The sequence below is a fragment of the Alteromonas sp. CNT1-28 genome (assembly GCF_022348345.1).
GTDB lineage: Bacteria > Pseudomonadota > Gammaproteobacteria > Enterobacterales > Alteromonadaceae > Alteromonas > Alteromonas macleodii.
Map to the genome: position 1 here is coordinate 1 of NZ_JAKREZ010000020.1, position 21,655 is coordinate 21,655.

Genomic DNA, 21,655 nt, shown 5'->3' on the forward strand with positions numbered 1-21,655 from the left:
GTCACCTTGATGTAGAACCACTATACCTGCGGTAACACGCCGCGATTACGAACATTTTAACTCTCGCTGAGTGGGTAATTATCTATGCGGATTGGTATTGTTGTCAGCGTGGTCAACAGTAAAAAGCCACGTTTAAAAACAGTGGACGATGTGAAACGCGCTCAAAGAACATGATGAACCTTTAAAAAGATGGAAAGAGATAAGTAGCAATGAAGAAGGACTAGATAATCTTGCTCTGCAGGAGCTTAACGAGACATACAAACGCTAGAAATGTTCGCGATTCTCGTAATAATCGTTACCGTTGAGATCTTCAAATAAAACGGTGATGTCCTTATCCTCTCCTACGAAGGGGCGAAGCGCAGTATTGATAACGTGAGCCACTGCAGTTTTGACATCCTGCCCGCGATCAAACCACAAAACTTCTACAAACGGATAAGCCGAAGAGGCTCCACCGGCCACAATGAACTGGCTCGCAATGTGCTCTACTGTGAAATGATCGTTAGGGGTGTCGGTCAGTTTGGCAAACTGTTCAACGATTGAACCTGCAACCTCTTCTAACGCTGATTGCTCGATACCTCTTACGCGAATGTGCGGCATTTTTTGTCCTTTAATAACTCTTTAGTTTGTGTACCGGAATTTTCTAAACGGCATCATACCACGCTTTAAAAGCGTCTAGACTGAGGATTCGCCTTTAGTACGCGATGAATACCATACTATTCGGTAAAAGGGTAAAACGTTCTCACGGCAAATTAAGAATTATACCGAAACAGAATCTCGCACCACAACTTCACGCCATAAATGAGAACACTCTTCCACAAACTTTTTGTGAATAGGATGAAGCTGGTACTCATCTTGCGCTTCAACACTTTCAAATAGCATAAGTTCAGACACGTCAAACGAGTTATCTATCACGTCACGCTTTAGTGTATTGGCAGGCACACCAATGTGAAGCGAGTGAACTTGTGGGATAGCGCGCAACGATTGCAAACCAGCAATGAGCTTTTGCTTATCTTCTGTTGACGTTGGATCTTTCAGCCAGAAGTAAACCATATGAAGGATAGGTGGTAACTCAGCGTTTGTGGTGCGGGACGAATGCGCCATAGCGGGCAATGCAGATAGCGAAGCAAACGCTCCTGCGGTTGCTAAAAATTGTCGTCTTTTTGTATCTGCCATAATAGAGCCTGCTTACCTTAGCTGTAGATTTCTGTCATAAACATTGAACATGCTGATGTTTCTACAATGACATTGGATCTCAATTGAAGCAATAGTAACCCGTTCATCTTCGCGTAAACACACACTTGTGAGCTCTGTCTTTCACTGCGAAATAGATCTGAACTCAATTAGCAAGGCAAGAAAGCGCCAGGAATTTAATATTCTGCATGTTGGCAAGCAACTTGAAAGATACCTAAAGAAACTGAATTTTAAACATGTAAACAACGAGATTTTGACGCTATGCGCTTACCTACCAAACAGCTTATCAATAAAATTGAAAACTTATCTAATGGTCTAACGCCAGAGCAGCTAGCAAGCTTCCTCGATATTATTGACGCTATGACAGCATTGGTTGAAGAAGCGGGAGAGTTAAAAGGCGATAGCGACAACAAAAATGCTAGCCTCAGTACTGAGATATCCGTACTCCACTAACACTGGCCTTTTTAGTATTACCGCTCTGAGGTAACAGCGGTGCTGCTATACCAAGCTGAATACCAGTATCAACACCAAGAACGATAAATATTCGTTTTTGCTCATTTGTAGTTCGTTTATGTTCGTTTTATGATGCATTCCTATTAAATGTACATGGGAAGCTGCGTCAGAATTAGCACCTAACGGCCTGTTAGTTGAATGAAGGTTAATGCACTATTGCGCCAACATAAAACGGTTTCAGCTTTCATTCTTCATAACATAGCTCTGTCGCTTCTTTTTCTGATCAATGCGTTGTACTGGTTAAAGATTAAAAGGAAGAATTATGTTACCTCTCACGGAACCAACGCTTTTCCGCCAGTGTGTTGCTGAATTCATAGGCACGGCAATTCTGATATTCTTCGGTGTTGGTGCCGTTGCAGCATTGGTATTAACAGGCGCCTCGTTCGGTCAATGGGAAATCAGTATTGTCTGGGGGTTTGGCGTCGCTGTTGCCATTTATTGTACTGCTGGCGTTTCAGGTGCACATATCAACCCAGCGGTAACTATTGCGCTTGCGCTTTTTCACGGTTTTGACAAGCACAAAGTTACCCCCTTTATTCTTTCCCAGTTTTTGGGGGCATTCGCTGCTGCTGCACTTATCTACGGGTTGTATCATCAACTTTTTATAGATTATGAACTCACTCATAACCTTTCGCGCGATAGTGTAGACGCTCTCACAACAGCAAGCATTTTCTCTACTTTTCCCCACAAAGCCCTTTCATTTTGGGGAGCCTTTGGCGTTGAGTTCGTTATCACTGCAGTTTTGATGTTCGCAATACTGGCATTGGGAGATGAAAATAACGGCGCATCCCGTGGAGCCATGAATCCGCTACTAATTGGTATCGTCATTGCTGTCATTGGCTCTTCTTTAGGGCCGTTGACCGGTTTTGCCATGAATCCAGCTCGCGATTTTGGTCCTAAGCTCTTTTCCTATATTGCGGGATGGGAGTATGCGCTTGATGGGGCGAAAAACATCCCCTACTTTATTGTGCCTATTGTAGCGCCTATATGTGGAGCATGCTTTGGCGCTTGGCTGTACCCTGTATTAATAGGTCATTCCCTTTCGCCAGAGAGTCGCGCCTGCACTATTCCAAACGATTGCGAAACTTCCGCTGTTACACCAACTTCTGAAGCGAGTGTTGATAGAGGGTAAGCTAACTATTGATATACGAGCGGCGATGGCCTATTTTACGCCGCGGTTGAACTTACAAAGAAGCATAGCGTGTGTTTTATTTAATAGCAGTTACTGTCCTGTGGGCATTTTCCTTTTCGCTCATAGGCGAGTTTTTGGCTGGCTCAGTAGACAGTTATTTTGCTGTTTTGACACGCATTGTGCTCGCCACACTGGTCTTCCTTCCTTTCCTTAGGCCGGCATTATTGAACCTTAAACAAAAGGTGATTCTGGCCAGTTTAGGTGCTGTGCAATTAGGGCTGATGTACATCTTCTTCTATCACGCATTTTTGTTTTTAAGCGTGCCAGAAGTGTTGCTTTTCACCATTTTTACGCCGCTTTATGTCGCCATTTTGAACGACGCCCTGTTTAAGCGGTTTACCCCGTTTTATTTATTGTGCGCACTTATTGCCACCGCAGGTGCAGCCATAATTCGCTTTGATGGCGTGACTGATAACTACTGGTTTGGTTTTGCCATTGTTCAGGGTGCTAATCTTTCCTTTGCACTAGGACAAGTGGGTTATAAAAAGCTGACCTCGACTTTTACAGCTCAAGTACCCTATCACAACGTATTCGCGTGGTTTTATTTAGGCGCGTTAGTTGTAGCCTTGCCTGCTTTTTTCCTATTCGGCAACCCAAGTCAACTACCGCAAAATACCGAGCAGTGGGGCGTGTTGCTATGGTTGGGTATTGTGGCGTCAGGGCTTGGGTATTATTTTTGGAATCAAGGTGCACTAAAAGTGTCTGGTGGTACGTTAGCCATTATGAATAACGCGCTTATTCCAGCAGGTCTTGTGGTTAATTTACTGCTTTGGCAAAAAGACACAGACTTCTCTCGGTTGTTTCTTGGCGGCGCCATCATCGCTTTAGCGCTTTGGATGTCTCATCAATACTCCAAAAAACAGGAACGCCCCTAAGCCTTAAGAGAGCGTCCACTACGCAGGGCTATACTTACTTATCATGGTGTAGTCTTTGCGAGGTCCAATGGCCTTCCATGTTGAGCGCCATACAGGCCACGTACTGAAGTCATAACGCACCACATAGTTATCGTCACCACATAAGTGCTCAGCGTTTGGGTTAGTAGCGCTAAATGAGTGAAAATAGCGCTTATCGTCGAATAACACCTCAAATAAACCCGTTTGAAGCTGCTGCCAGAAATAGCGACGCTCGGCAGGCATTACGTGGCCGTTTGGCGCAGTAACCTCACCATTTTCAAAATACGCTAACGCGCGACTTTCTTCGTGCTCACTGCCTTCCAGCCAGCTGAATTCAGCCTCGCCAGAAAAGGTAAATACATCGCCATTTCGCTGGATGATTTTGCGCGTTAGCGTCCATCGTCCAGCAAAATCGTCCGAGGTATGAGGAGAATTAACTGTCATTGCGCCGTCCTTACCAAAAATAGGTAACAGTGGCAGAATATTGGTCGCCGCGACCCGGCGTTCCTGGGATTTCTTCAAAGCGTTCATCCCACAAATTATCGACTGCCAACACCAGATTTAACCCTTCAATCTGCGCCGGTGAATACGTGAGGGCGACATGAGAAAAGAATGCAGAGTCACTCCCTTTTCTAAGGGCATTGTTTTCTTGTTTTCTCCATTCATTATCCACGCGAATTTCAATCGTATCAGTTGCAAACCACACTACCCCTAGGGTTGCGCGATGCGGCGGATAGTTAAGCGCGTAAAAGCTCGCGTCTACCTCGTCAATTCGGTAGTCTTCAGACTTATCTAAATAGGTATAGCTGGCAACTACATCTGCGCTATCAAAGCGTTTAATGGCAATTACCTCAACACCCAGGGTTTCGATATCAACGGGGTTTGCACTGCGTGCTGAAGTAGCGTCGAAGCTATATGTCCAATCTGTCAGCTCGTTATCCCAGCGATAGAATACAGCGGTATCAACTTTGAAAGACGTTTTATCAAATGACGCCCCAAACTCTAAGTTTTTGCTGACTTCTCGCTGTAACTGGTTGTTACTTCTAAACAGACCCCTTGTGGTGCTGCCGCCTACAGCAGTGTAGCCAGCCACCTGCGTCGCCTCTGCATACGAAAGATAGAGTGTACGCGAGGCATTGCCCCCTGTTTGGGTAAGCCAACTAATATCGCCCACAAAAGACAGTCGGTCGTCGTCGCGATTTGTATCGTCAAACGCCGCACCTAAACGAACGGTAAGCGATTCATTGCTGTTCAACTGAGTTCGATACTCGGGCACTAGGCTTATTTTGTAGTAGTCGCGAGAGGTGAAATTGTTCTCTAGCGTGGTTGATGTGATGTCGTCTGCAGTAAACTGTGCTGCGTAGTTGATACCAAATTCTTGCGATACATGATGAGTACCGGAAAACGCCAATGACTTCACTTTGGTTTCGTGAAACGCCTGAAACGCTTCAGGATTTTCACGTGAGTATACGTAATGGTCGTCATTTTCTCTGTAGTAAGCAGAAACTTCAAAGGTGTTTTTCATGCTCTCTTCGCCGTAGCGCTGTTTGTGATTTAGCATGACCAAACGGGTTTGAATGTCTTCTGTCTCGTTTACATTAAAAGGCGTGTACAAGTTAGGCCAGCCAAAAAACTTTTGCTGAAAGCCATAAAACACGTCGGTTTGTGAGTCATTACTTGCCAGCTGAATACGCCCTGACGCGCGTTCGAAATTATGATCGCCATTAGCAATAGTGCCATCACTTTCAGAGCGAGAATACTCTCCTTCAACGCCAACAGACCAACCGGGTAAATCACTAAGCGCGTGCTTTACTGCACCGTGTACACGCTGCAAATTGAAGTTGTTATTACCTATTCCCACTGACACACTGCCTGCTGTTTGGATGGGACGCCAGCCGTAAGACACCGTACCTACAGAGCTATTTACGCCGTAAAGCGCGTTATCGACGCCCGTGAAAATACTCGGCTTCGTCAACATTTCTGGCGCAATCGGAATTTCAGCGAAATAGTGCCCCGTTTGCGGGTCGATCAGCGTTGCGCTTCCTATGCGAAAACCCGTGTTTTCGAATATACCGCCGCGAATAGTCACGTCAGCCTGCGCTTCTGCCATGTTCCTTGATTGCAAATCGACTCGCGGATCGTATTCTAAGTTAGATATAGGTGAATTAAACGTCCCTACCGGCTTGTTGTTCGCCGTCGCCGCCCCTTCAATCGTAATTTTTTCTACGCCTTTTTCGTTGCTGTCCACGCCAGCGTTAGCGTTTGATGAATCAACACTTTCAGCGGCCATGGCGGCAAAAGGTAAAGTACAAAAGAGCAAAGATAGGGTTGTGTGACGCATTCAGTGTCCTAGTTAAAAATTTAGGTTCAGCCTGCAGGCAAGAGTAATAAAAACGCGAAGTGTATAGCATTAGTAGACCGAGGAAAACGCTGCGCAGGTCAGTTTAGACCAGTAAGTTTATTTTTACTCACAGCTCTGCACATTTCCATTTATCAATATAAACAGCCTGTATGTATCTGTAGCAGCCCGCAATAATTATCAATCTCACCTTATTGTCTGCTTACCTTCCTTGCTAAAAGAAACGAGATAACATAACATTCGCGACCTCTACAAAACCTGCCAAAGACACGTAATACCTTGCTTATGCTTGATCTTAAAACACCGTTTATATTTTCTTTAGTTGCATTATCAGTAAGCGCCGCTGCGCAAAGTGATGAAAGCTCCCTTCAAGGTGCTCATGATGAACTTGAACACATTGAGGTAAAAAGACACTTTCAGCCATACCGTGGTAATGTACCGCTAATCGACACCCCACAAGCAATCGACCGAATTACTGCTGATACCTTAGCAAATGAAGGGATCACGCGCTTCATAGATGCGCTAGATTTTGCGCCCACCATTGTTAGACAAAACAACTCTGGCGGCATGTTCGATAGCTTTGCGATCCGAGGTTTTTCTGGCGATGAAAATAACCCATCGGGTTATTTAATAAACGGCTTCAACGTGCGTGGCTATAGCGGTAATAGAAGCACGGTTAACATTCAAACCATAGAAGTAATGAAGGGTCCGGGATCAGCCTTATATGGTCAAGGTGAACCTGGCGGTACCATTAACGTTATTACCAAAAAACCTCAGTTCGAAGAGCAAGGCTACATCCAGGGTACCGTAGGTAATTTTGATAAAAAACAAGTAGAGTTCGATTACACGAACGGCATTGATTCAGACATGGCGTATCGTGTTAACGGTTCATACGAAGACTCTGATACTTATCGCGATAACGTGTTTTTCAAGAATTTGAACCTTAACCCTTCATTCATTTGGAACATTTCTGATCACACCAGCTTAAGCTATCAGATGGAAATACTGGATCAGGAAAAGCCGCTTGATCGCGGTGTGCTCATATTAAATAACGACTTTGACGCCGTAGATGCCGAAGACTTCTATGGTGATGTTAGAGACGGAGCCCATGAAGTTAAAGCCTTCGGACATCAACTAGTGTTAAATCACGAATTGAATCACAACTGGCATTTACTCAGTGGCTTCGCCTACAGAGACTCTTCTTTTGAAGGGCAGTCTTCAGATACTGAACTGTCAGAAGGCCGTCAGCTTTTGTATACCGACCCATCGATACTTTCAAGGCAACGCAGAACCCGTGACTATCAAGCGCAAGACTTATCACTACGCTTTGAATTAAGTGGCGTGGTAGACGTGGCAGGCTTCGTAAATAACGTCTTGTTTGGTTTAGACTATTACAACTACCACATCGATACAGACTATCGTCGTTGGCGTACTGCGTGGGGTGCGGGTGATACCACTTATAGCATCGACCCTGAAAATCCAGACTACACTATTTTCAGACCTGACGTTGCGCCCACTACACTCACGGCTGAAAAGCAAAAAGGGTTAGGTTTCTACGCACAAGATGTTATTGAACTTACTGACGCCACCAAACTTTTAGTTGGCTTTCGTGTGGACAAGTTCGAGCAAGACATTTTCAATAAGTTAAGCAATGAAGGGCAAAAACAAGATCAAACGGAAGTGACGCCGCGCTTTGGCTTCGTGTATGAATTCAATGATTCTGTAAGCCTTTACACTAGCTATGCAGAAGGTTTCAGACCTAATCCTGGACTTGATTCAGACCGCAACGCTTTTGACCCAGAAGAAACCACCTCTTTTGAGGTAGGTGCTAAGTGGGAAAACATTGCTGATATGTTCTCAGGCAGCATTGCTATTTTTGATGCTGAAAAGACTAACATGCTAACCGCTGAACCTAACACTGGCTTTTCAGCCACGCTCGGTGAAGTTGAAAGCCAAGGCGTTGAATTTCAGTTAACAGCTGATCTTACTTCAGACATTCGTCTTGATATAGCCTACGCATACATAGATGCTAAAACCGCTAACGAAGTCAATAACTTGGATTGGGGCGTGCCTATACCTAAAGGGTCGCGATTAATCAATATCGCCAAGCATTCGGGGTATATCTCGCTTAACCATTTCACCAGCGTATTTGAAAAAGAAGCGTTCTTTGGTGTGACCATGCGTTACGTGGGCGATCGCTTAGGACAAACCACCGATCCAACATTCATTTTGCCGTCTTATACCCTTGTGAACTTAGCAGGGTCGGTGAATATCAGCGATGCACTTTCTATGAGATTTGACGTGAATAATCTGTTCGACAGAGATTATTTTGAGAACTCATACCATCAGCTTTGGACTATGCCGGGCTCTCCGACTAACTATACTGTGAGCGTTAAGTATCAGTTTTAGGATTCCGTTTCGAAAACCTCTGTTTCGGTAAGTTTTTCAAACTGCGCTTGAAGCGCGCTTAAAACCGAAAATAAAAGCCGGAAGCGTTTTTATCGCTTCCGGCTTTTAAATTTTATAACTCCAGCAAATGTAAGGTTTGTTTGCCTTGTTATAAACTCTCTAAATCAAACGCGCCTTGCTTTGAGAGCTTTTCGTTCAATGGTTTCACTTCTTCACCAAATAAGGTTTCTAGCTGTACTTTATACTGCTGCCACTTTGCGTCTAAGTCTTCCAACCGTTTTAGTGCACCAGCTTGTGCAGGCGCGCCCGTTCTGTCGAAGTTATCCATTAAGAAACGTACTTGTCTGTCGAGCATATTCGGCCAGTTAATGTCATCCTCAAAAGTTTGATGTTTTGGCTGAATAACCAACGCTTCCCAGTCGTCGATTGCACTAACAATGCGCTCGATTGAAGCCGATACATCGCTTGCCAGCATGACGTTATCTTCAGAAACATCACTTAACTGCGCGCGCACATCACGGGCTTTTTGCAGGTGAGCAAACAAATCATTCAGTAAGGTTTCTGTAGCCTGAATGCTCTTTTCAACCACTTGTAGCTGCGCTTTATCTGCTTCTTCCCTTGGGTCTGGAAGCACTTTAAACGCACGGGTTTGCGCCTGTTCACCTACTGTGATTTTCGCTTTGTAGTCTCCAGGCATAACACGGGCGCCATTCCAGCCGCCAAACAGTTTTACATTCTCGATGCAGTTCAACGGCTCACGTCGAAGATCCCATACAAATTCGTTGTAACCCGCTTTTGTTGAAGGGTGTTTAAATTTAACAGGGCTGCGAACGTCTTCGTTCCCCTTAGCGCACTTCTCAAATGCACTAGGCGCAGATGACAGTGTGCGAACAAGCTCGTTATCGGCATTAAATATGTCAATGCGTAGCGTTTGCTCTTCTTCTAATGCGTCTTTCAGATAATAACGGAAGGTGGCGCCACGTGGAGGATTTTTCGCTTGAGGCTGGTCAGTCATGCCACCGCCAGATAGCAAGCGAATGCCATCTACGGGCTCAAACTGAAACAGCGCTTCGCCATCTAGCGACTTGTGCACTTCACGTAGCGGGCTCATGTCGTCTAATATCCAAAAGCCTCGCCCTTGGGTTGCAATGACCAAATCATCACCTTTAACCTGCATATCGGTAATCGCCACAGGCGGCAGGTTTAAGTCTAGTACTTGCCAATGTTTACCGTCGTCGAAACTAATAAACATGCCGCTTTCTGTACCCGCGAACAGCATGCCTTCGCGCTCTGTATCTTCACGCACTACACGAACAAAGGCGTCCTCTGGTAGGCCTTCGTCAATACGCTTCCAGCGCTTGCCGTAGTTGTCGGTTTTATAAATGTAAGGTGTGTAGTCATTTAACTTATAGCCTGCTACCGCAACGTAAGCTCTGCCTTCTGCATGAGGGCTAAGTTCAATGGCATTTACCTGCGCTTCTTTTTTGTGAGGGGTAATATCTTTCCAGTTTTTACCCTCATCGCGGGTGATATGCAGCTTACCATCATCGGCTCCAACCCAAAGCTCGCCTTTGTTAACCGCTGATTCGGCAATATAGAAAACCGTATTGTAGTATTCAGCTCCAGCTTGCTCGTTGGTGATCGGCCCGCCGTTTAGCCCCTGCTTTTCAGGCTCGTTACGGGTTAAGTCTGGGCTGATTTCTTGCCAATTCACACCCCGGTCGGTGGTTTTTAAGATCATCTGCGTGCCATAGTACACGGTGTCAGGATCATGCTTTGATACTATCACTGGAGCATTCCAGTTGGTGCGATACTTTTGATCCCGTGCGTTTCTGCCAAACACATATTCAGGGTAAGGCATAATGGGCCGCGTTAGCCCAGTATCGCGGTTGTACTCTGTTAACGTTCCATTGATGGTAGTGGCGTAGATCAGGGTTGGATCTGCAGGGTTAAACGCAATATGCGCGCTTTCACCACCGCCCACGGCAAACTGGTCTTCTATTCCCATGCCGTCCCCCCAGGTTTGAGAGGGCGTTGCCATGGTCGAGTTATCTTGCTGTCCGCCATAAACATAGTAAGGGTTTAAGTTGTCGGTAATTACACGATAAAACTGCGCCGTTGGCTGATTGTAAATGCTTGACCACGATTCACCGCCGTCGAAGGTAACAGTTGCGCCACCGTCGTTAGCGTTGATCATGTTTAAGCTATTTTCAGGGTTTATCCACATATCGTGGGTATCGCCATGGGGCAGTGATTTAATTTCGAAGGTTTTGCCGCCATCAATGGATTTATGCAGCTGCACATTCATCACATAAAGGGTATTTTCGTCGTTAGGGTCTACCTTGATGTGGTTGTAGTACCACGCGCGGGCTTTAAGAATATTGTCGCCGTTCATCAACGACCACGACTTACCCGCATCATCACTGCGATATAGGCCACCCTCATCAGCCTCGACAATGGCATACAGGCGCTTCGGGTTAGATGCGGCAATATCTACACCGACTTTACCAATAAGCGTAGGCAGTCCTTTTTCTAACTTGTCCCAGCTTTCACCGCCATCTGTTGACTTATAAAGGCCACCGCCCTCACCGCCCGATTTAATAAACCAAGGCGTTCTGCCGTGATGCCACATGCTGGCATAAAGAATTCTGGGGTTAGATGGGTCTATTGCTAAGTCAGCGGCGCCAGTATCGGCGTTCACTTTTAACACATGCTGCCATGTTTTACCGCCGTCTGTCGTTTTGAATATACCGCGCTCTTCATTAGGCCCCCAAATATTGCCCTGTACTGCAGCCCAAGCTATATCAGGGTTGGCGGGATGTATACGAATTTTGGGGATTTGGCCGCGTTTATCTAAACCCACAAGCTTCCAGGTTTCACCGCCGTCTGTAGATTTATAAACACCTTTTCCGTGACTAGTGGTTACACCTCGAATAGGGCCTTCACCAGTACCTACGTAAATAACATTAGGATCTGAAGGAGCAACCGCGATAGCGCCAATACTACCTACTTTAAATGTTTTGTCGGATATGGCTGTCCACGATAAGCCGGCGTTTTCAGTTTTCCAAACACCGCCACCTGCGGTGCCCATAAAATAAAGGTTGGTATTACCTTCAACCCCTGTAACCGCCACCGAACGCCCACCGCGATAGGGCCCAATAAATCGATACTCCATTTTATCGAAAAGCTCAGGATTAACGGTATCTTCAAGCGCGAATGCAGAATGCGAGAAACTAGAAAGCGCGCTTACGCAAATAGCAAAAGCTGCCACCATTTTCCCAGAAACCAGTCTCTGTGAAACCATAGAAAGTGCCTTGTAGTGTTTTTATTTTTTATAAGAAGAATTTCTTATACTGCGTTGTTGAGGGCGTTATGGCAAAAGTTTTTGTTTGTGGTGCCTACATGCATTGTTCGCAGCATTTCGTTAACGATTTCATTGTTCATCCCTTTCCTCAGCCCGTACAATAGAGGCACTTCGTTGTTGCAGCGCCAGTGTTTCTGGCTCGCACTGTGTAATTCGACAACTCATTGCTAAAAGAGACTTTTTTTATGAGAATTCTACTTTCCATTGCCTTCGCTACCATTCTTGCAGGCTGCGCTACTCTCTCTCAACTGGCGGTTTACACTATATCTAATGCCGAGTTAGAACAAGTGCTTGATAGCCAAGTGAGTAAGTTGCAAAAGCAAACCTCACTCGCTGGTATTCCTCTTTATTTAGATGTGGAAGATATGACAGCAACCATAGGCCCAGATGGCAGAGACGTGGTTCAGCTAGGCGCTATTGCCACTGCGCGTATTAGTGCATTTGGGTTGAACTACCCTGCAAAAGTAAGTCTTGCTTTAGAAGGCACGCCTTATTACGACAGTGAAGAAAAAGCGATTTTTGTGCGCTCATTATCTCTACTTGATAGCACAATTGATGCTGGCGGCTTTAAGGGTAATTTAGCCCCTGTAAGTGGCGAATTCATGCAGCTCATTAACGGCTATTTGGCGACTAACCCCGTTTATCGCTTAGACCCTGCGAACAAAGCAGTAAGCATGCTTTCAACGGTACCTTTACAGCTAACTGTAGAGCAAGGGCAGCTTGCACTTCGACCTAAACAATAATCATTGAAAAAACGTATGAAGTGTCGAGATTGTTGATGGTTAAAGGTGCAAAAGTAACCTGAGCCTCGATGCTCGCAAACAGATTTTCCCATTCAGTGAAATAGGCAGGCATAGTGACAGAACGTATCAAAACACTAGATGAATTCGCAAAGCACGTAGATTACTCTTTGCTGAATACCCTTACCCCAGACCCGCAGTCGACGTGCGATGGTGACGACCATGACCCGCGCCAAGTGTTCTCAGGTCACTATGTGCCAGTTACTCCGACCCCATTAACTGCACCGACGTACGTTGCTCATAGCGAAACGCTGTTTGCCGAATTAGGCTTAGACGATAGCTTGGCAACATCAAAAGATTTCACCCAGCTGTTCTCAGGAGACATGTCGGATGTACCTGCTCCAATGAAGCCCTTCGGCTGGGCAACCGGCTACGCACTTTCTATTTACGGCACGGAATACACACAGCAGTGCCCGTTTAGAACAGGTAACGGCTACGGTGATGGCCGCGCAATCTCTATTGTTGAAGCGGTATTAAACGGCAAGCGTTGGGAGATGCAGTTAAAAGGTGCTGGTCGCACGCCTTATTGTCGCGGCGCAGACGGGCGCGCCGTATTGCGCTCTAGCGTGCGCGAATTTTTAGTGCAAGAGCACATGCATGCGCTTGACATCCCAACATCACGCTCACTTAGCTTGTTTTTGTCTGAATCAGACACCGTAGACAGACCTTGGTATCGCGAAGGCTCTCATTCCTATGAGCCTGAAGTAATGGTTGAAAATATCACTGCCATATCCACCCGTGTTGCCCCTTCCTTTTTGCGCGTAGGGCAAATTGAGCTTTTCGCTAGGCGAGCTCGCTGTAACGAACACAGCGAAGCGTTAAACGAACTAGAAGCCATTGTTAAGCACCTTATTAAGCGAGAGTACTCAAGTGATATTGACACAACCACGTCGTTTGAAGAGCAAGTGGTCACGCTGGCTGCACTATTTCGAGACCGGCTAACGCGTCTTGTTTCTGGTTGGGTTCGAGTCGGTTATTGCCAAGGCAATTTTAATAGCGATAACTGCGCCGCAGGAGGCTTTACGCTGGATTATGGACCATTCGGCTTTTGTGAATTTTTTGAAGCAGACTACCAACCTTGGACAGGCGGCGGTCGTCACTTCTCGTTTTTAAACCAGCCCATTGCTGCGCAAAAGAACTTTGATATGTTCTGTCGCTCACTGATGCCGCTACTTGAAGGCAACAGTGAACAGCTTTCCAAGCTTAACGAGATCAACGACGGTTTTTCTGTCGTGATGGAACGCGCCATGGAGAGTATGTGGGCAACAAAGCTTGGCATTGCCGGCTACAACCACGACTTGCTGATTAAGCTGCTGCAATTAATGCTGCGCACAGGCGTGGACTACAATCTGTTTTTCCGAGAGCTATCGTCAATACCAGAAGATATGGCGAGCTTGACGAAAAGCTTTTACTACCCGCCTAAAGCAGAGGTCTTGACAGAATGGGAAGCATGGCTACAAACGTGGCGTGAGCGCATTGAAAAGGACGCCGAAGCACAAGGTGATGTTACAAACGCTATTGCTGCTACCGCAGAGAATATGCGCAAAGCAAACCCTAAATTCACATGGCGCGAATGGTTAATTGTGCCTGCTTATAAAGCCGCAGAGAAAGGTGACTTTACGCCAATTCACGAACTTCAGAAGATACTTACTGCGCCTTATGATGAGCAATCAAAAGAGGTAGAGAATAAGTACTACCAGCTGCGCCCACTTGAATTTTTCAGTGCTGGCGGAATCGCTCACTACAGCTGCTCTTCGTAACAAAGAGCAGCTTCATTTTAGTTTACTTACAAAGAGTCAATCGATTCGCTAGGCTCAGTAAACCACACCGGGCCATCTTCGGTCATATAAAAGTGATCTTCTAAGCGAATACCGAACTCGTTTGGTACTACGATCATAGGTTCGTTACTAAAACACATACCAGATGCTAGCGGGTGAGGATTGCCTTTCACCAAATAAGGCCATTCGTGAATATCCATGCCTATGCCGTGCCCGGTTCGATGAGGCAAACCTGGTAAGTTATAGTCTGGTCCTAAGCCATCTTTAGCTAAGCTGTCTCGCGCGGCTTTATCCACATCGCCACAGGAAACACCAACTTTTGCAGCGTTAAATGCGGCAAGCTGCGCGCGTTTTTCGCTTTCCCATAATGCTCTTTGCTTATCGGTTGGCTCACCAAAACAATAGGTTCTCGTGATATCAGAGAGATAACCGTGCACCTTACAGCCAGTATCAATCAATACTAAGTCGTTCTTCTTTAATACTTGAGGGTCTTTAACGCCGTGGGGAAACGAGGTCGCTTTTCCAAAAAGTACAATGCAAAAATAGTTACCAGTGGCCCCCACTTTCTTATGTGCATCGTTAATAAATGCTTCAACTTCAGTAGTAGTAATACCTTCATAAAGCATACTGGCAGTCGCTTTATGCACAGCAAGTGTCATGTCCATAGCGCGTTGAATAAGCGCTAGTTCATTGTTAGATTTGTGCATGCGACAGTGTGCTGTTACCTCTGCACCATTGATAATTTGCCAAGATTGGCCAAGCATCTTGTTCAAACCATCTACGATAAAAAACTGGGTCGACTCATCCACACCCAGTTTATCGCCTCCAGCGGTATTTAGTTTATCTAGCATGGCTATGGCAAGCGCATATGGGCTCTCGTGCTCTTGCCAGCCAATTATGTTGCCTTCCACTAATTTGCGTTCGTTTAAAGAGTCGATTTCAAACGTAGGAGCTAGATATACAACGTCACCCTTTGCAGGCAAAAGCGCACCGACTAAACGCTCACTGGCGTACCACTGCATACCTGTAAAATACGCTAAGTTAGTACCCGCGTTTAAGTAGAGCGCACCAATGCCATTTTCCTGCATATAATGCTGCGCCTTGGCAATTCGGGCTTTGTATTCAGAGAGTTCTATGGGGCGCAGATCGCCTGTCATGTTGACAAGGCTATCTAAAGCCTGCTGTGGTGTTTTTGTGCCTATTATTTTGCCCATTTTTTTCGTCCCTACACTGGCGTAAGGCCGATTGTCTATTGGAATGATCATCAGCCCGCCTTAAATATGAATTTATTAAAACGGGCTCACTGTACAACATTCAATAGGAATGTCGAGATAAGCAGAGATGGCTAGACCTTTTGTACAGCTTGTACAGCGTATCTAAAGATAAACACTTGCTTATGATTCGCTTATGACTCGCTGTGCTTCACAGTGCACTTTTCCACGCAGCCTCTGGTAGCAAGTACAAGCCTTTTTCGCTTTTTGCGCCTTCATTTACGATATAGCCGATACCCGCCGCCATAACGGCCAAAGTTACGTCGAAGGCATTGATGCTGTCACCATAGCCCGCAGTTAAGTTAAACATAGAGCCATCGGCTAGAAGATACAGTGTTTTATCGCCCAGTTTATAGGCATTTACATAAGGCATTGGCTCACTGTGAGTAGCGTTGTTTTTAAGATAAGGCACATCAATTTCTTGGGCTACATGGCCTACATTTAAAATAAATGTTCCGTCTTTCATGTTGTCTAGATGACTCGAATTCACCACGCCATACGCGCCAGTTGCAGTGGCAATAACGTCAGCTTGACTAGCCGCTTCATTTAAGCCAACCACTGGCCAGCCGTCGTATTTCGCTTGAAGCGCTCTTGCTGGATCAAGTTCTGCAACTTGAACCTGTGCCCCGAACGCTTTAGCCGAGGCAGCAACGCCCTGCCCTACCAGACCATAACCAATAACAACTACTACTTTTTCGTGCAGGGTTAGATGAGTGGTTTGGAAGAAGGTTTGCCATGCGCTTAAGCCCACCATGTGCCTGTTGTGAAGCCCTTCTTTTACCGGCAAATCATCCCAGTTAAATATTGGATAGTTTGGCGCCATACCATTTAAACGGTTAATGCCAGAGCCCGTTGCTTCTAAGCCCGATACAATGCTCGGTACTGGTTTATTTGCTTTTATGTTTTCGTGAAGTCGAGTTGTCAGATCAGCGCCCATTTCACACAAATGGGTTGGCTGCCACGCCAGCGCTTTATCGAATGACTCAGACCAGTCAGCCTCGCTCATATCACGCCATGCATGGGCCGTTGCGCCCTTATCAACAAGGTAAGACACCACGTCATCTTGCACTGTAGTAGGGTTACACGTGGTAAGAAAAATGTCGCATCCTCGTGAAAGTAGCCCTTCAACCAAAGGCGCCATTTTCAAATCTAAATGCATGTTGCAAGCAAGTTTAACGTTCGACAGATCGGGAATTGATGCAATAGCATTATGAGTGCGCGGCATATGAAGGCTAGCCCACGCCAACTCTGCTTGAAAATCTTGGTACATGAAAAGGATACTCTGAGAAAATGAAAAGCAGAATCATACGTGAGAATGCTGTATTTATAAATCAGCTAGGGTCTGACTGCTTAATGAGAACATTTATATCCTCTTCGCCTGGCGAGGTTCCTGCCACACCTATACTTACTGTCACTCGTATGAATTTGTTGATGTCGTGGGTGAAAAGGTGTACGCGGAGATTCTCGGCAATTTGCTTGGCGTAATGCCCCCGAGTATGGGCAAAAATACCAAAAACTCTTCGCCGCCCCAGTGAAAGGTAATGTCAGAGCCCCTAACTTGCCCTTTAATTTCTTCAGCGACTTTTATTGGGCTATTTTTAGCAATATGAGTAACAAGAACACTATATGAATCTAATTCAACAGCCCCCCCCCAAACCGTGTTACCAGTGAGCCCATAACGAACGCGCCCATTAGTATTTTTTATAAGTGTATTCTGCTGATATTTAGTCAGGATGTCTTCAGCAGTAAGCTGACTACCTTCCTCGTAATACATCCACAGCTTGTCGTTAACTAACTGCATTTTATCTAAAGACGCAGTACTTTTAGCGTAAGCGTGAGAGAGCCCGCCCCACAAGCAATTAACTATTACAAAACCAATAAATAAAAGAAGTGCTTTCATACATCAATTCTTTTGAATAGGGGCTTTTGAACACAGGGCTAGCTTTTGTATCGGCACCCCTTTCTTATATAAATATTAAGTTACGCTTATCAAAACCGTTTGTGAATAGGTTAAATTCATCAATATTCTACAAATGCGTTTTTGTGTTGTTTCGTTTCCACATGTAAAGGCTTACGTATCTTTTATGCTTAGTTTTATTACCAGCACGCTGATTCCTGTTTTGATCCTTCTGTTAATGGGATGGCTATTTTTTCGCATTAAATGGCTCAATGAAGGGTTTATAGAAGCTGGATCTAAACTGGTATTTAACGTTGCGCTCCCTGCGCTGTTATTTTTATCGATAGCGCGAGCAGACTTTTCTAAAGCCGCCAACCTATCGCTGATAGGCGTTGGGGTTATGGGCACGCTCATTGTTTTTGCCGCTCTGATGATTACCTCTCATCTGACCGTACATCCGTACAAAGCCAGAGGTGTGGTTGTACAAGGCGGTTTCAGAGCCAATATGGGCATTATTGGCCTTGCTTATTGTGCCAATACCTATGGGCAAGAAGGGCTTGCTGTAGCCTCGGTCTATATGGGGTGTATTACTATATTGTTTAACGTATTGTCTGTCTTTGTTCTTAATTTTTATCAAGGCGCGTCGCGTTCTTTATTGGGTCAAGTTACTGGCATGGCGAAAAACCCGCTAATTCTTTCTATCGCGGCAGCGCTCCCCTTCTCTTACTTCGAATGGCAATTGCCCACCACCTTGATAAAAACCGGTGAATACTTTGCGCAGCTAACACTGCCACTTGCACTTATTTGTACCGGTGCTTCCCTACAGTTCCGCTCATTCTCCAGTGACTGGTTTAACATTGTGCTTAGCACAACCAGTAAATGCGTGGTTTATCCCACTATATTAGTCGCGTTTGCCTATGCTTTTGGATTTAGAGGTATGGAGCTGGGCATTGTTCTTCTTCTCGCCATTTCACCTACTGCTGCAGCAAGCTATGTCATGGTTAGAAACTTAGGCGGTGATTATCGTTTGGCGGCAAGTATCATCGCAGTGAGCACATTGGCATCTTTGCCTATTACCGCCCTCGCCTTTGGAATATTAAGTAAACTACAGCAAGTGTGATGAAAATATGTCTTTGTTAAGCACATTTTAAGTTTATAAACAGTGAAGAGTGAGGCTATTGATGTGTTGTTAGACGTTATTGGAAACGAAAAGCGCCGGGTAACTCGACGTTAACCCGGCGAAAAAGGCGTAACAGACGTCGCCCTAATCTGCTTCTATCTCACCCTCTTCAATAGCCACAACGCGACGTGCTTCAACGTAGGTTTTAATAGCCCAAAGTGTCTCTTGGTCTAAGATAGGATCGGTTTGACCTTCAGGAATGCCGCCAAGTGCAGGCATGCCTTTCGCCGAGCCAAAACGCAAGCGCTCAACGAACCATTCGTCGTCTTCAAAGCTTTCTGGGTCGAGTTCACGAAGGTCTGGGTTTATTCCGCCAGACTGCGCGTGCAAGCCGTGACAACCTGCACAGTTATTTGCATAAGCGGACTCACCAAACTTGATGACCTTCGTTTTGGTTTCTTCATCAAGGCTTCGATATGGGTTTTCAAACACCCAGCCATTTTCAGACTCATCGCCATCAGTGATTGGCGGCATAGCTGAGCTATCTGCTCCTTGAGGGATAACATTTCCATGTGCAAGCACGTGGCCAGACAAGCCAGTTACCACGAGTGCCGCAAACAACATCGATATTTTTGTTTTCATAATTCGTACATCCTCAAAAGACTATGAATTAAGTATACGTACGAGGAAATAAGGGGTAACTCTACTTTGGTTTTGAAAGGCTCCTCCTTTGGTAGGAGGCCACAATGATAGCCACTGAAAGCGCAAGCTTTACAATAGCTGCTTCAACGTTAGTGCTAAAGTCAGAGTCGAAATAACGCCCATAAGAATGATGAAGACTTACCTTGCCAACAGGTAAATGAATAGGTGAAGAAAAAAAGGCCAGCGCACCTAGGCGCTGGCCATGTATTAATCACTGTTTACTGCTCAGCTAAGGTTAGTTTTTTGCCACCTGCTGATAGCGCTTGGGCAATTTAAACGTCCACACGGTGCCGCCTTGGTTGAAGTGCTTCACACGTTTAGCAACTTCACCGCCCCATAATGGCACTGCGCCGCCCCATCCTGATAGTACAGAGATGTACTGCTCACCATCCATCTCCCATGTCACTGGAGAGCCAACAATACCTGAGCCAGTTTGGAACTTGTAAACCATTTCGCCGGTTTTGTCGTCAAAGGCCATCAGATAACCTTCAGGGTTACCGGTCCAAACCAAACCACCACCTGTGGTTAACACGCCGCCCCAAAGTGGAGAGAAGTTGTTGTAGCGCCAAACGGTTTTACCTGTTTTAGGGTCAATCGCTTTAAGTACGCCGATAAAGTCCTCATTCACTGATTTGATGGTGAAACCAGCACCTAGGTACGCTGCACCTTTCTTGTAAGAGGTAGGCTCGTTCCAGATATCCATTTCCCATTCGTTTGAAGGCACATAAAAGAGTTCAGTATCCTTTGAATAGGCCATTGGCATCCAGTTTTTACCACCTAAGAACGCAGGGCGAGCGACAACCTGTGCACCTTGTTTACCATCAGCTGATTGCGCTGGGCTTCCTGGGCGATTTTCTTCAATGTAGATAGGTCGACCTTTTTCATCCAGTCCCTTTGCCCAGTTTAATTTATCAACAAACGGGAAGCCGCGAATGAAGTCACCGTTTTCGCGGTTAAGGACGTAGAAAAAGCCGTTTCTGTCGGCGGTTGCCGCCGCTTTCACTGTCTTGCCGTTTTCCTGGTAGTCAAACGAGATAAGCTCGTTTACGCCATCGAAGTCCCAGCCATCGTGTGGTGTGGTTTGGAAGTGCCACACAATTTTTCCTGTATTAGGGTCGATAGCTAAGCGCGACGACGAGAAGTAGTTATCGCCCGGACGTAGGTGAGAGTTCCACGGTGCAGGGTTACCCGTACCGAAAAATAGCAAGCCTGTATCTGAGTCGTAAGTACCACCTAGCCACGTTGCTGCACCACCGGTTTTCCATAAATCAGCAGGCCATGTTTTACCTGGCGCGCCACCTGAAATACCATTTTCGGTTTTCTTACCGTCTTTCCATATGTACCCCATGTGCCCTTCAACGGTAGGTCTAACCCATAGCTGTTTGCCAGACTTCGCGTCGTAAGCATACACTTTACCGACGATCCCGAACTCACCACCGGAAATCCCTGTAATGACTTTTCCGTCAACTACAATAGGCGCTGCAGTAATGGCGTAGCCCGCTCGATAGTCTTCAACCTTTTTCTTCCAAACGGTTTTGCCCGTGTCTTTATCCAGTGCTACTAACTTGGCATCCAAGGTGCCAAATATGACCAGATTATCGTAAAGCGCAACGCCACGGTTTATCACGTCACAGCAAGGCATAATGCCGTCTGGCAAACGCGCTTCATATTGCCATAGCTCTTCACCAGTTCTCGCATCGATGGCCCACACACGAGAGTAAGATCCGGTTACATACATCACACCATCTTTTACCAGAGGCTGCGATTCTTGACCCCGCTGCTTTTCACCACCTAATGAAAACGCCCACACAGGACGTACTTCTTCTACTGTATCGCGGTTAATGGCGGTTAGCGGGCTATAGCGCTGAGCTTTCAAGCCCATTCCATACGTCACTACGTCGTCAGTGGTAACGTGGTCATTTTGAATATCTTTGTCGGTGACAACAGCATGGACAGGAGTTAACGCACTTGCACAAACCAGCATAGATAGGGCAAGTTTTTTAATTGGCATATTATTATTCATAACGGTTCCTAGTTGCATGTAGGCCATAAATGGTCTGTTTCAGACTATTCGTTAGGATTAGCATAGCTAGGGGGGATGTCGATGCCTATGCAACAGCGGAGTGATTTGACTCCTCCTTTAGGAGGAGGAATGAAGGGCTATTT

At 45.8% G+C, this 21,655-nt stretch carries 17 protein-coding genes; 7 read left to right on the forward strand and 10 right to left on the reverse strand.

Features of this window, described 5'->3' with window-relative positions:
• Positions 1–264: 264 nt before the first annotated feature.
• On the reverse strand, positions 265–597 hold the full coding sequence (locus tag MHN02_RS13160) for a DUF1904 family protein (RefSeq protein WP_239246596.1): 333 nt from the start codon (positions 595–597) through the stop codon (positions 265–267).
• A gap of 159 nt (positions 598–756) precedes the next feature.
• Positions 757–1,173, reverse strand: coding sequence for a Dabb family protein (locus MHN02_RS13165; protein WP_110288128.1), 417 nt, complete (start codon positions 1,171–1,173; stop codon positions 757–759).
• A 279-nt stretch (positions 1,174–1,452) separates the two neighbouring features.
• Between MHN02_RS13165 and MHN02_RS13170 the strand changes: the two genes are divergently transcribed.
• From MHN02_RS13170 to MHN02_RS13180, 3 genes are all read left to right on the forward strand, one after another.
• A complete protein-coding gene (locus tag MHN02_RS13170; RefSeq protein WP_075176767.1) occupies positions 1,453–1,644 on the forward strand; it encodes a hypothetical protein in 192 nt (63 codons plus the stop codon).
• Between the two features lie 322 nt (positions 1,645–1,966).
• Complete coding sequence (locus tag MHN02_RS13175; RefSeq protein WP_239246599.1) at positions 1,967–2,836, forward strand: MIP/aquaporin family protein; 870 nt, start codon at positions 1,967–1,969, stop codon at positions 2,834–2,836.
• A gap of 71 nt (positions 2,837–2,907) precedes the next feature.
• On the forward strand, positions 2,908–3,771 hold the full coding sequence (locus MHN02_RS13180) for a DMT family transporter (protein WP_239246602.1): 864 nt from the start codon (positions 2,908–2,910) through the stop codon (positions 3,769–3,771).
• A gap of 18 nt (positions 3,772–3,789) precedes the next feature.
• Here MHN02_RS13180 and MHN02_RS13185 read toward each other — a convergent pair whose 3' ends face one another.
• Together MHN02_RS13185 and MHN02_RS13190 are read right to left on the reverse strand one after the other, a co-directional pair.
• Positions 3,790–4,233 (reverse strand): DUF6314 family protein, encoded by a 444-nt coding sequence (locus tag MHN02_RS13185; protein ID WP_239246605.1) that lies wholly within the window; start codon positions 4,231–4,233, stop codon positions 3,790–3,792.
• Positions 4,234–4,243: 10 nt separating this feature from the next.
• Positions 4,244–6,130, reverse strand: a complete 1,887-nt coding sequence (locus tag MHN02_RS13190; protein WP_239246607.1) for a TonB-dependent receptor — start codon at positions 6,128–6,130, stop codon at positions 4,244–4,246.
• A 303-nt stretch (positions 6,131–6,433) separates the two neighbouring features.
• On the opposite strand from MHN02_RS13190, the gene MHN02_RS13195 reads away from it, so the two are divergent.
• Positions 6,434–8,557 (forward strand): TonB-dependent siderophore receptor, encoded by a 2,124-nt coding sequence (locus MHN02_RS13195; RefSeq protein WP_239246610.1) that lies wholly within the window; start codon positions 6,434–6,436, stop codon positions 8,555–8,557.
• A 148-nt stretch (positions 8,558–8,705) separates the two neighbouring features.
• Here MHN02_RS13195 and MHN02_RS13200 read toward each other — a convergent pair whose 3' ends face one another.
• A complete protein-coding gene (locus MHN02_RS13200; RefSeq protein ID WP_171337847.1) occupies positions 8,706–11,861 on the reverse strand; it encodes a glycosyl hydrolase in 3,156 nt (1,051 codons plus the stop codon).
• 245 nt (positions 11,862–12,106) lie between these two features.
• On the opposite strand from MHN02_RS13200, the gene MHN02_RS13205 reads away from it, so the two are divergent.
• A complete protein-coding gene (locus tag MHN02_RS13205; RefSeq protein ID WP_014980232.1) occupies positions 12,107–12,664 on the forward strand; it encodes a DUF1439 domain-containing protein in 558 nt (185 codons plus the stop codon).
• Between the two features lie 113 nt (positions 12,665–12,777).
• Positions 12,778–14,481: a protein adenylyltransferase SelO family protein gene (locus MHN02_RS13210; RefSeq protein WP_239246613.1), complete on the forward strand. Its 1,704-nt coding sequence runs from the start codon at positions 12,778–12,780 to the stop codon at positions 14,479–14,481.
• A gap of 26 nt (positions 14,482–14,507) precedes the next feature.
• Here MHN02_RS13210 and MHN02_RS13215 read toward each other — a convergent pair whose 3' ends face one another.
• The 3 genes from MHN02_RS13215 to MHN02_RS13225 all read right to left on the reverse strand — a co-directional run bounded on the left by MHN02_RS13215 (position 14,508) and on the right by MHN02_RS13225 (position 17,670).
• Positions 14,508–15,713, reverse strand: a complete 1,206-nt coding sequence (locus MHN02_RS13215; RefSeq protein ID WP_239246689.1) for a Xaa-Pro peptidase family protein — start codon at positions 15,711–15,713, stop codon at positions 14,508–14,510.
• Positions 15,714–15,921: 208 nt separating this feature from the next.
• Complete coding sequence (locus MHN02_RS13220) at positions 15,922–17,040, reverse strand: adenosylhomocysteinase (protein WP_239246616.1); 1,119 nt, start codon at positions 17,038–17,040, stop codon at positions 15,922–15,924.
• A gap of 141 nt (positions 17,041–17,181) precedes the next feature.
• On the reverse strand, positions 17,182–17,670 hold the full coding sequence (locus MHN02_RS13225; RefSeq protein WP_239246618.1) for a hypothetical protein: 489 nt from the start codon (positions 17,668–17,670) through the stop codon (positions 17,182–17,184).
• A 184-nt stretch (positions 17,671–17,854) separates the two neighbouring features.
• Between MHN02_RS13225 and MHN02_RS13230 the strand changes: the two genes are divergently transcribed.
• Positions 17,855–18,787 (forward strand): AEC family transporter, encoded by a 933-nt coding sequence (locus MHN02_RS13230; protein WP_239246621.1) that lies wholly within the window; start codon positions 17,855–17,857, stop codon positions 18,785–18,787.
• A 144-nt stretch (positions 18,788–18,931) separates the two neighbouring features.
• Here MHN02_RS13230 and pedF read toward each other — a convergent pair whose 3' ends face one another.
• Positions 18,932–19,429 (reverse strand): cytochrome c-550 PedF, encoded by a 498-nt coding sequence (gene pedF / locus MHN02_RS13235; protein WP_014950662.1) that lies wholly within the window; start codon positions 19,427–19,429, stop codon positions 18,932–18,934.
• Positions 19,430–19,724: 295 nt separating this feature from the next.
• Positions 19,725–21,512 (reverse strand): PQQ-dependent methanol/ethanol family dehydrogenase, encoded by a 1,788-nt coding sequence (locus MHN02_RS13240; RefSeq protein ID WP_239246624.1) that lies wholly within the window; start codon positions 21,510–21,512, stop codon positions 19,725–19,727.
• Positions 21,513–21,655 lie beyond the last annotated feature (143 nt).

Excerpts from the sequence above, each read along its gene's own strand:
- MHN02_RS13160 (WP_239246596.1), bottom strand. The coding sequence starts at position 597 with ATGCCGCACATTCGCGTAAGAGGTATCGAGCAATCAGCGTTAGAAGAG.
- MHN02_RS13165 (WP_110288128.1), bottom strand. The coding sequence starts at position 1,173 with ATGGCAGATACAAAAAGACGACAATTTTTAGCAACCGCAGGAGCGTTT.
- MHN02_RS13170 (WP_075176767.1), top strand. The coding sequence starts at position 1,453 with ATGCGCTTACCTACCAAACAGCTTATCAATAAAATTGAAAACTTATCT.
- MHN02_RS13175 (WP_239246599.1), top strand. The coding sequence starts at position 1,967 with ATGTTACCTCTCACGGAACCAACGCTTTTCCGCCAGTGTGTTGCTGAA.
- MHN02_RS13185 (WP_239246605.1), bottom strand. The coding sequence starts at position 4,233 with ATGACAGTTAATTCTCCTCATACCTCGGACGATTTTGCTGGACGATGG.
- MHN02_RS13190 (WP_239246607.1), bottom strand. The coding sequence starts at position 6,130 with ATGCGTCACACAACCCTATCTTTGCTCTTTTGTACTTTACCTTTTGCC.
- MHN02_RS13195 (WP_239246610.1), top strand. The coding sequence starts at position 6,434 with ATGCTTGATCTTAAAACACCGTTTATATTTTCTTTAGTTGCATTATCA.
- MHN02_RS13200 (WP_171337847.1), bottom strand. The coding sequence starts at position 11,861 with ATGGTTTCACAGAGACTGGTTTCTGGGAAAATGGTGGCAGCTTTTGCT.
- MHN02_RS13205 (WP_014980232.1), top strand. The coding sequence starts at position 12,107 with ATGAGAATTCTACTTTCCATTGCCTTCGCTACCATTCTTGCAGGCTGC.
- MHN02_RS13215 (WP_239246689.1), bottom strand. The coding sequence starts at position 15,713 with ATGGGCAAAATAATAGGCACAAAAACACCACAGCAGGCTTTAGATAGC.
- MHN02_RS13220 (WP_239246616.1), bottom strand. The coding sequence starts at position 17,040 with ATGTACCAAGATTTTCAAGCAGAGTTGGCGTGGGCTAGCCTTCATATG.
- MHN02_RS13225 (WP_239246618.1), bottom strand. The coding sequence starts at position 17,670 with ATGAAAGCACTTCTTTTATTTATTGGTTTTGTAATAGTTAATTGCTTG.
- MHN02_RS13230 (WP_239246621.1), top strand. The coding sequence starts at position 17,855 with ATGCTTAGTTTTATTACCAGCACGCTGATTCCTGTTTTGATCCTTCTG.
- pedF (WP_014950662.1), bottom strand. The coding sequence starts at position 19,429 with ATGAAAACAAAAATATCGATGTTGTTTGCGGCACTCGTGGTAACTGGC.
- MHN02_RS13240 (WP_239246624.1), bottom strand. The coding sequence starts at position 21,512 with ATGAATAATAATATGCCAATTAAAAAACTTGCCCTATCTATGCTGGTT.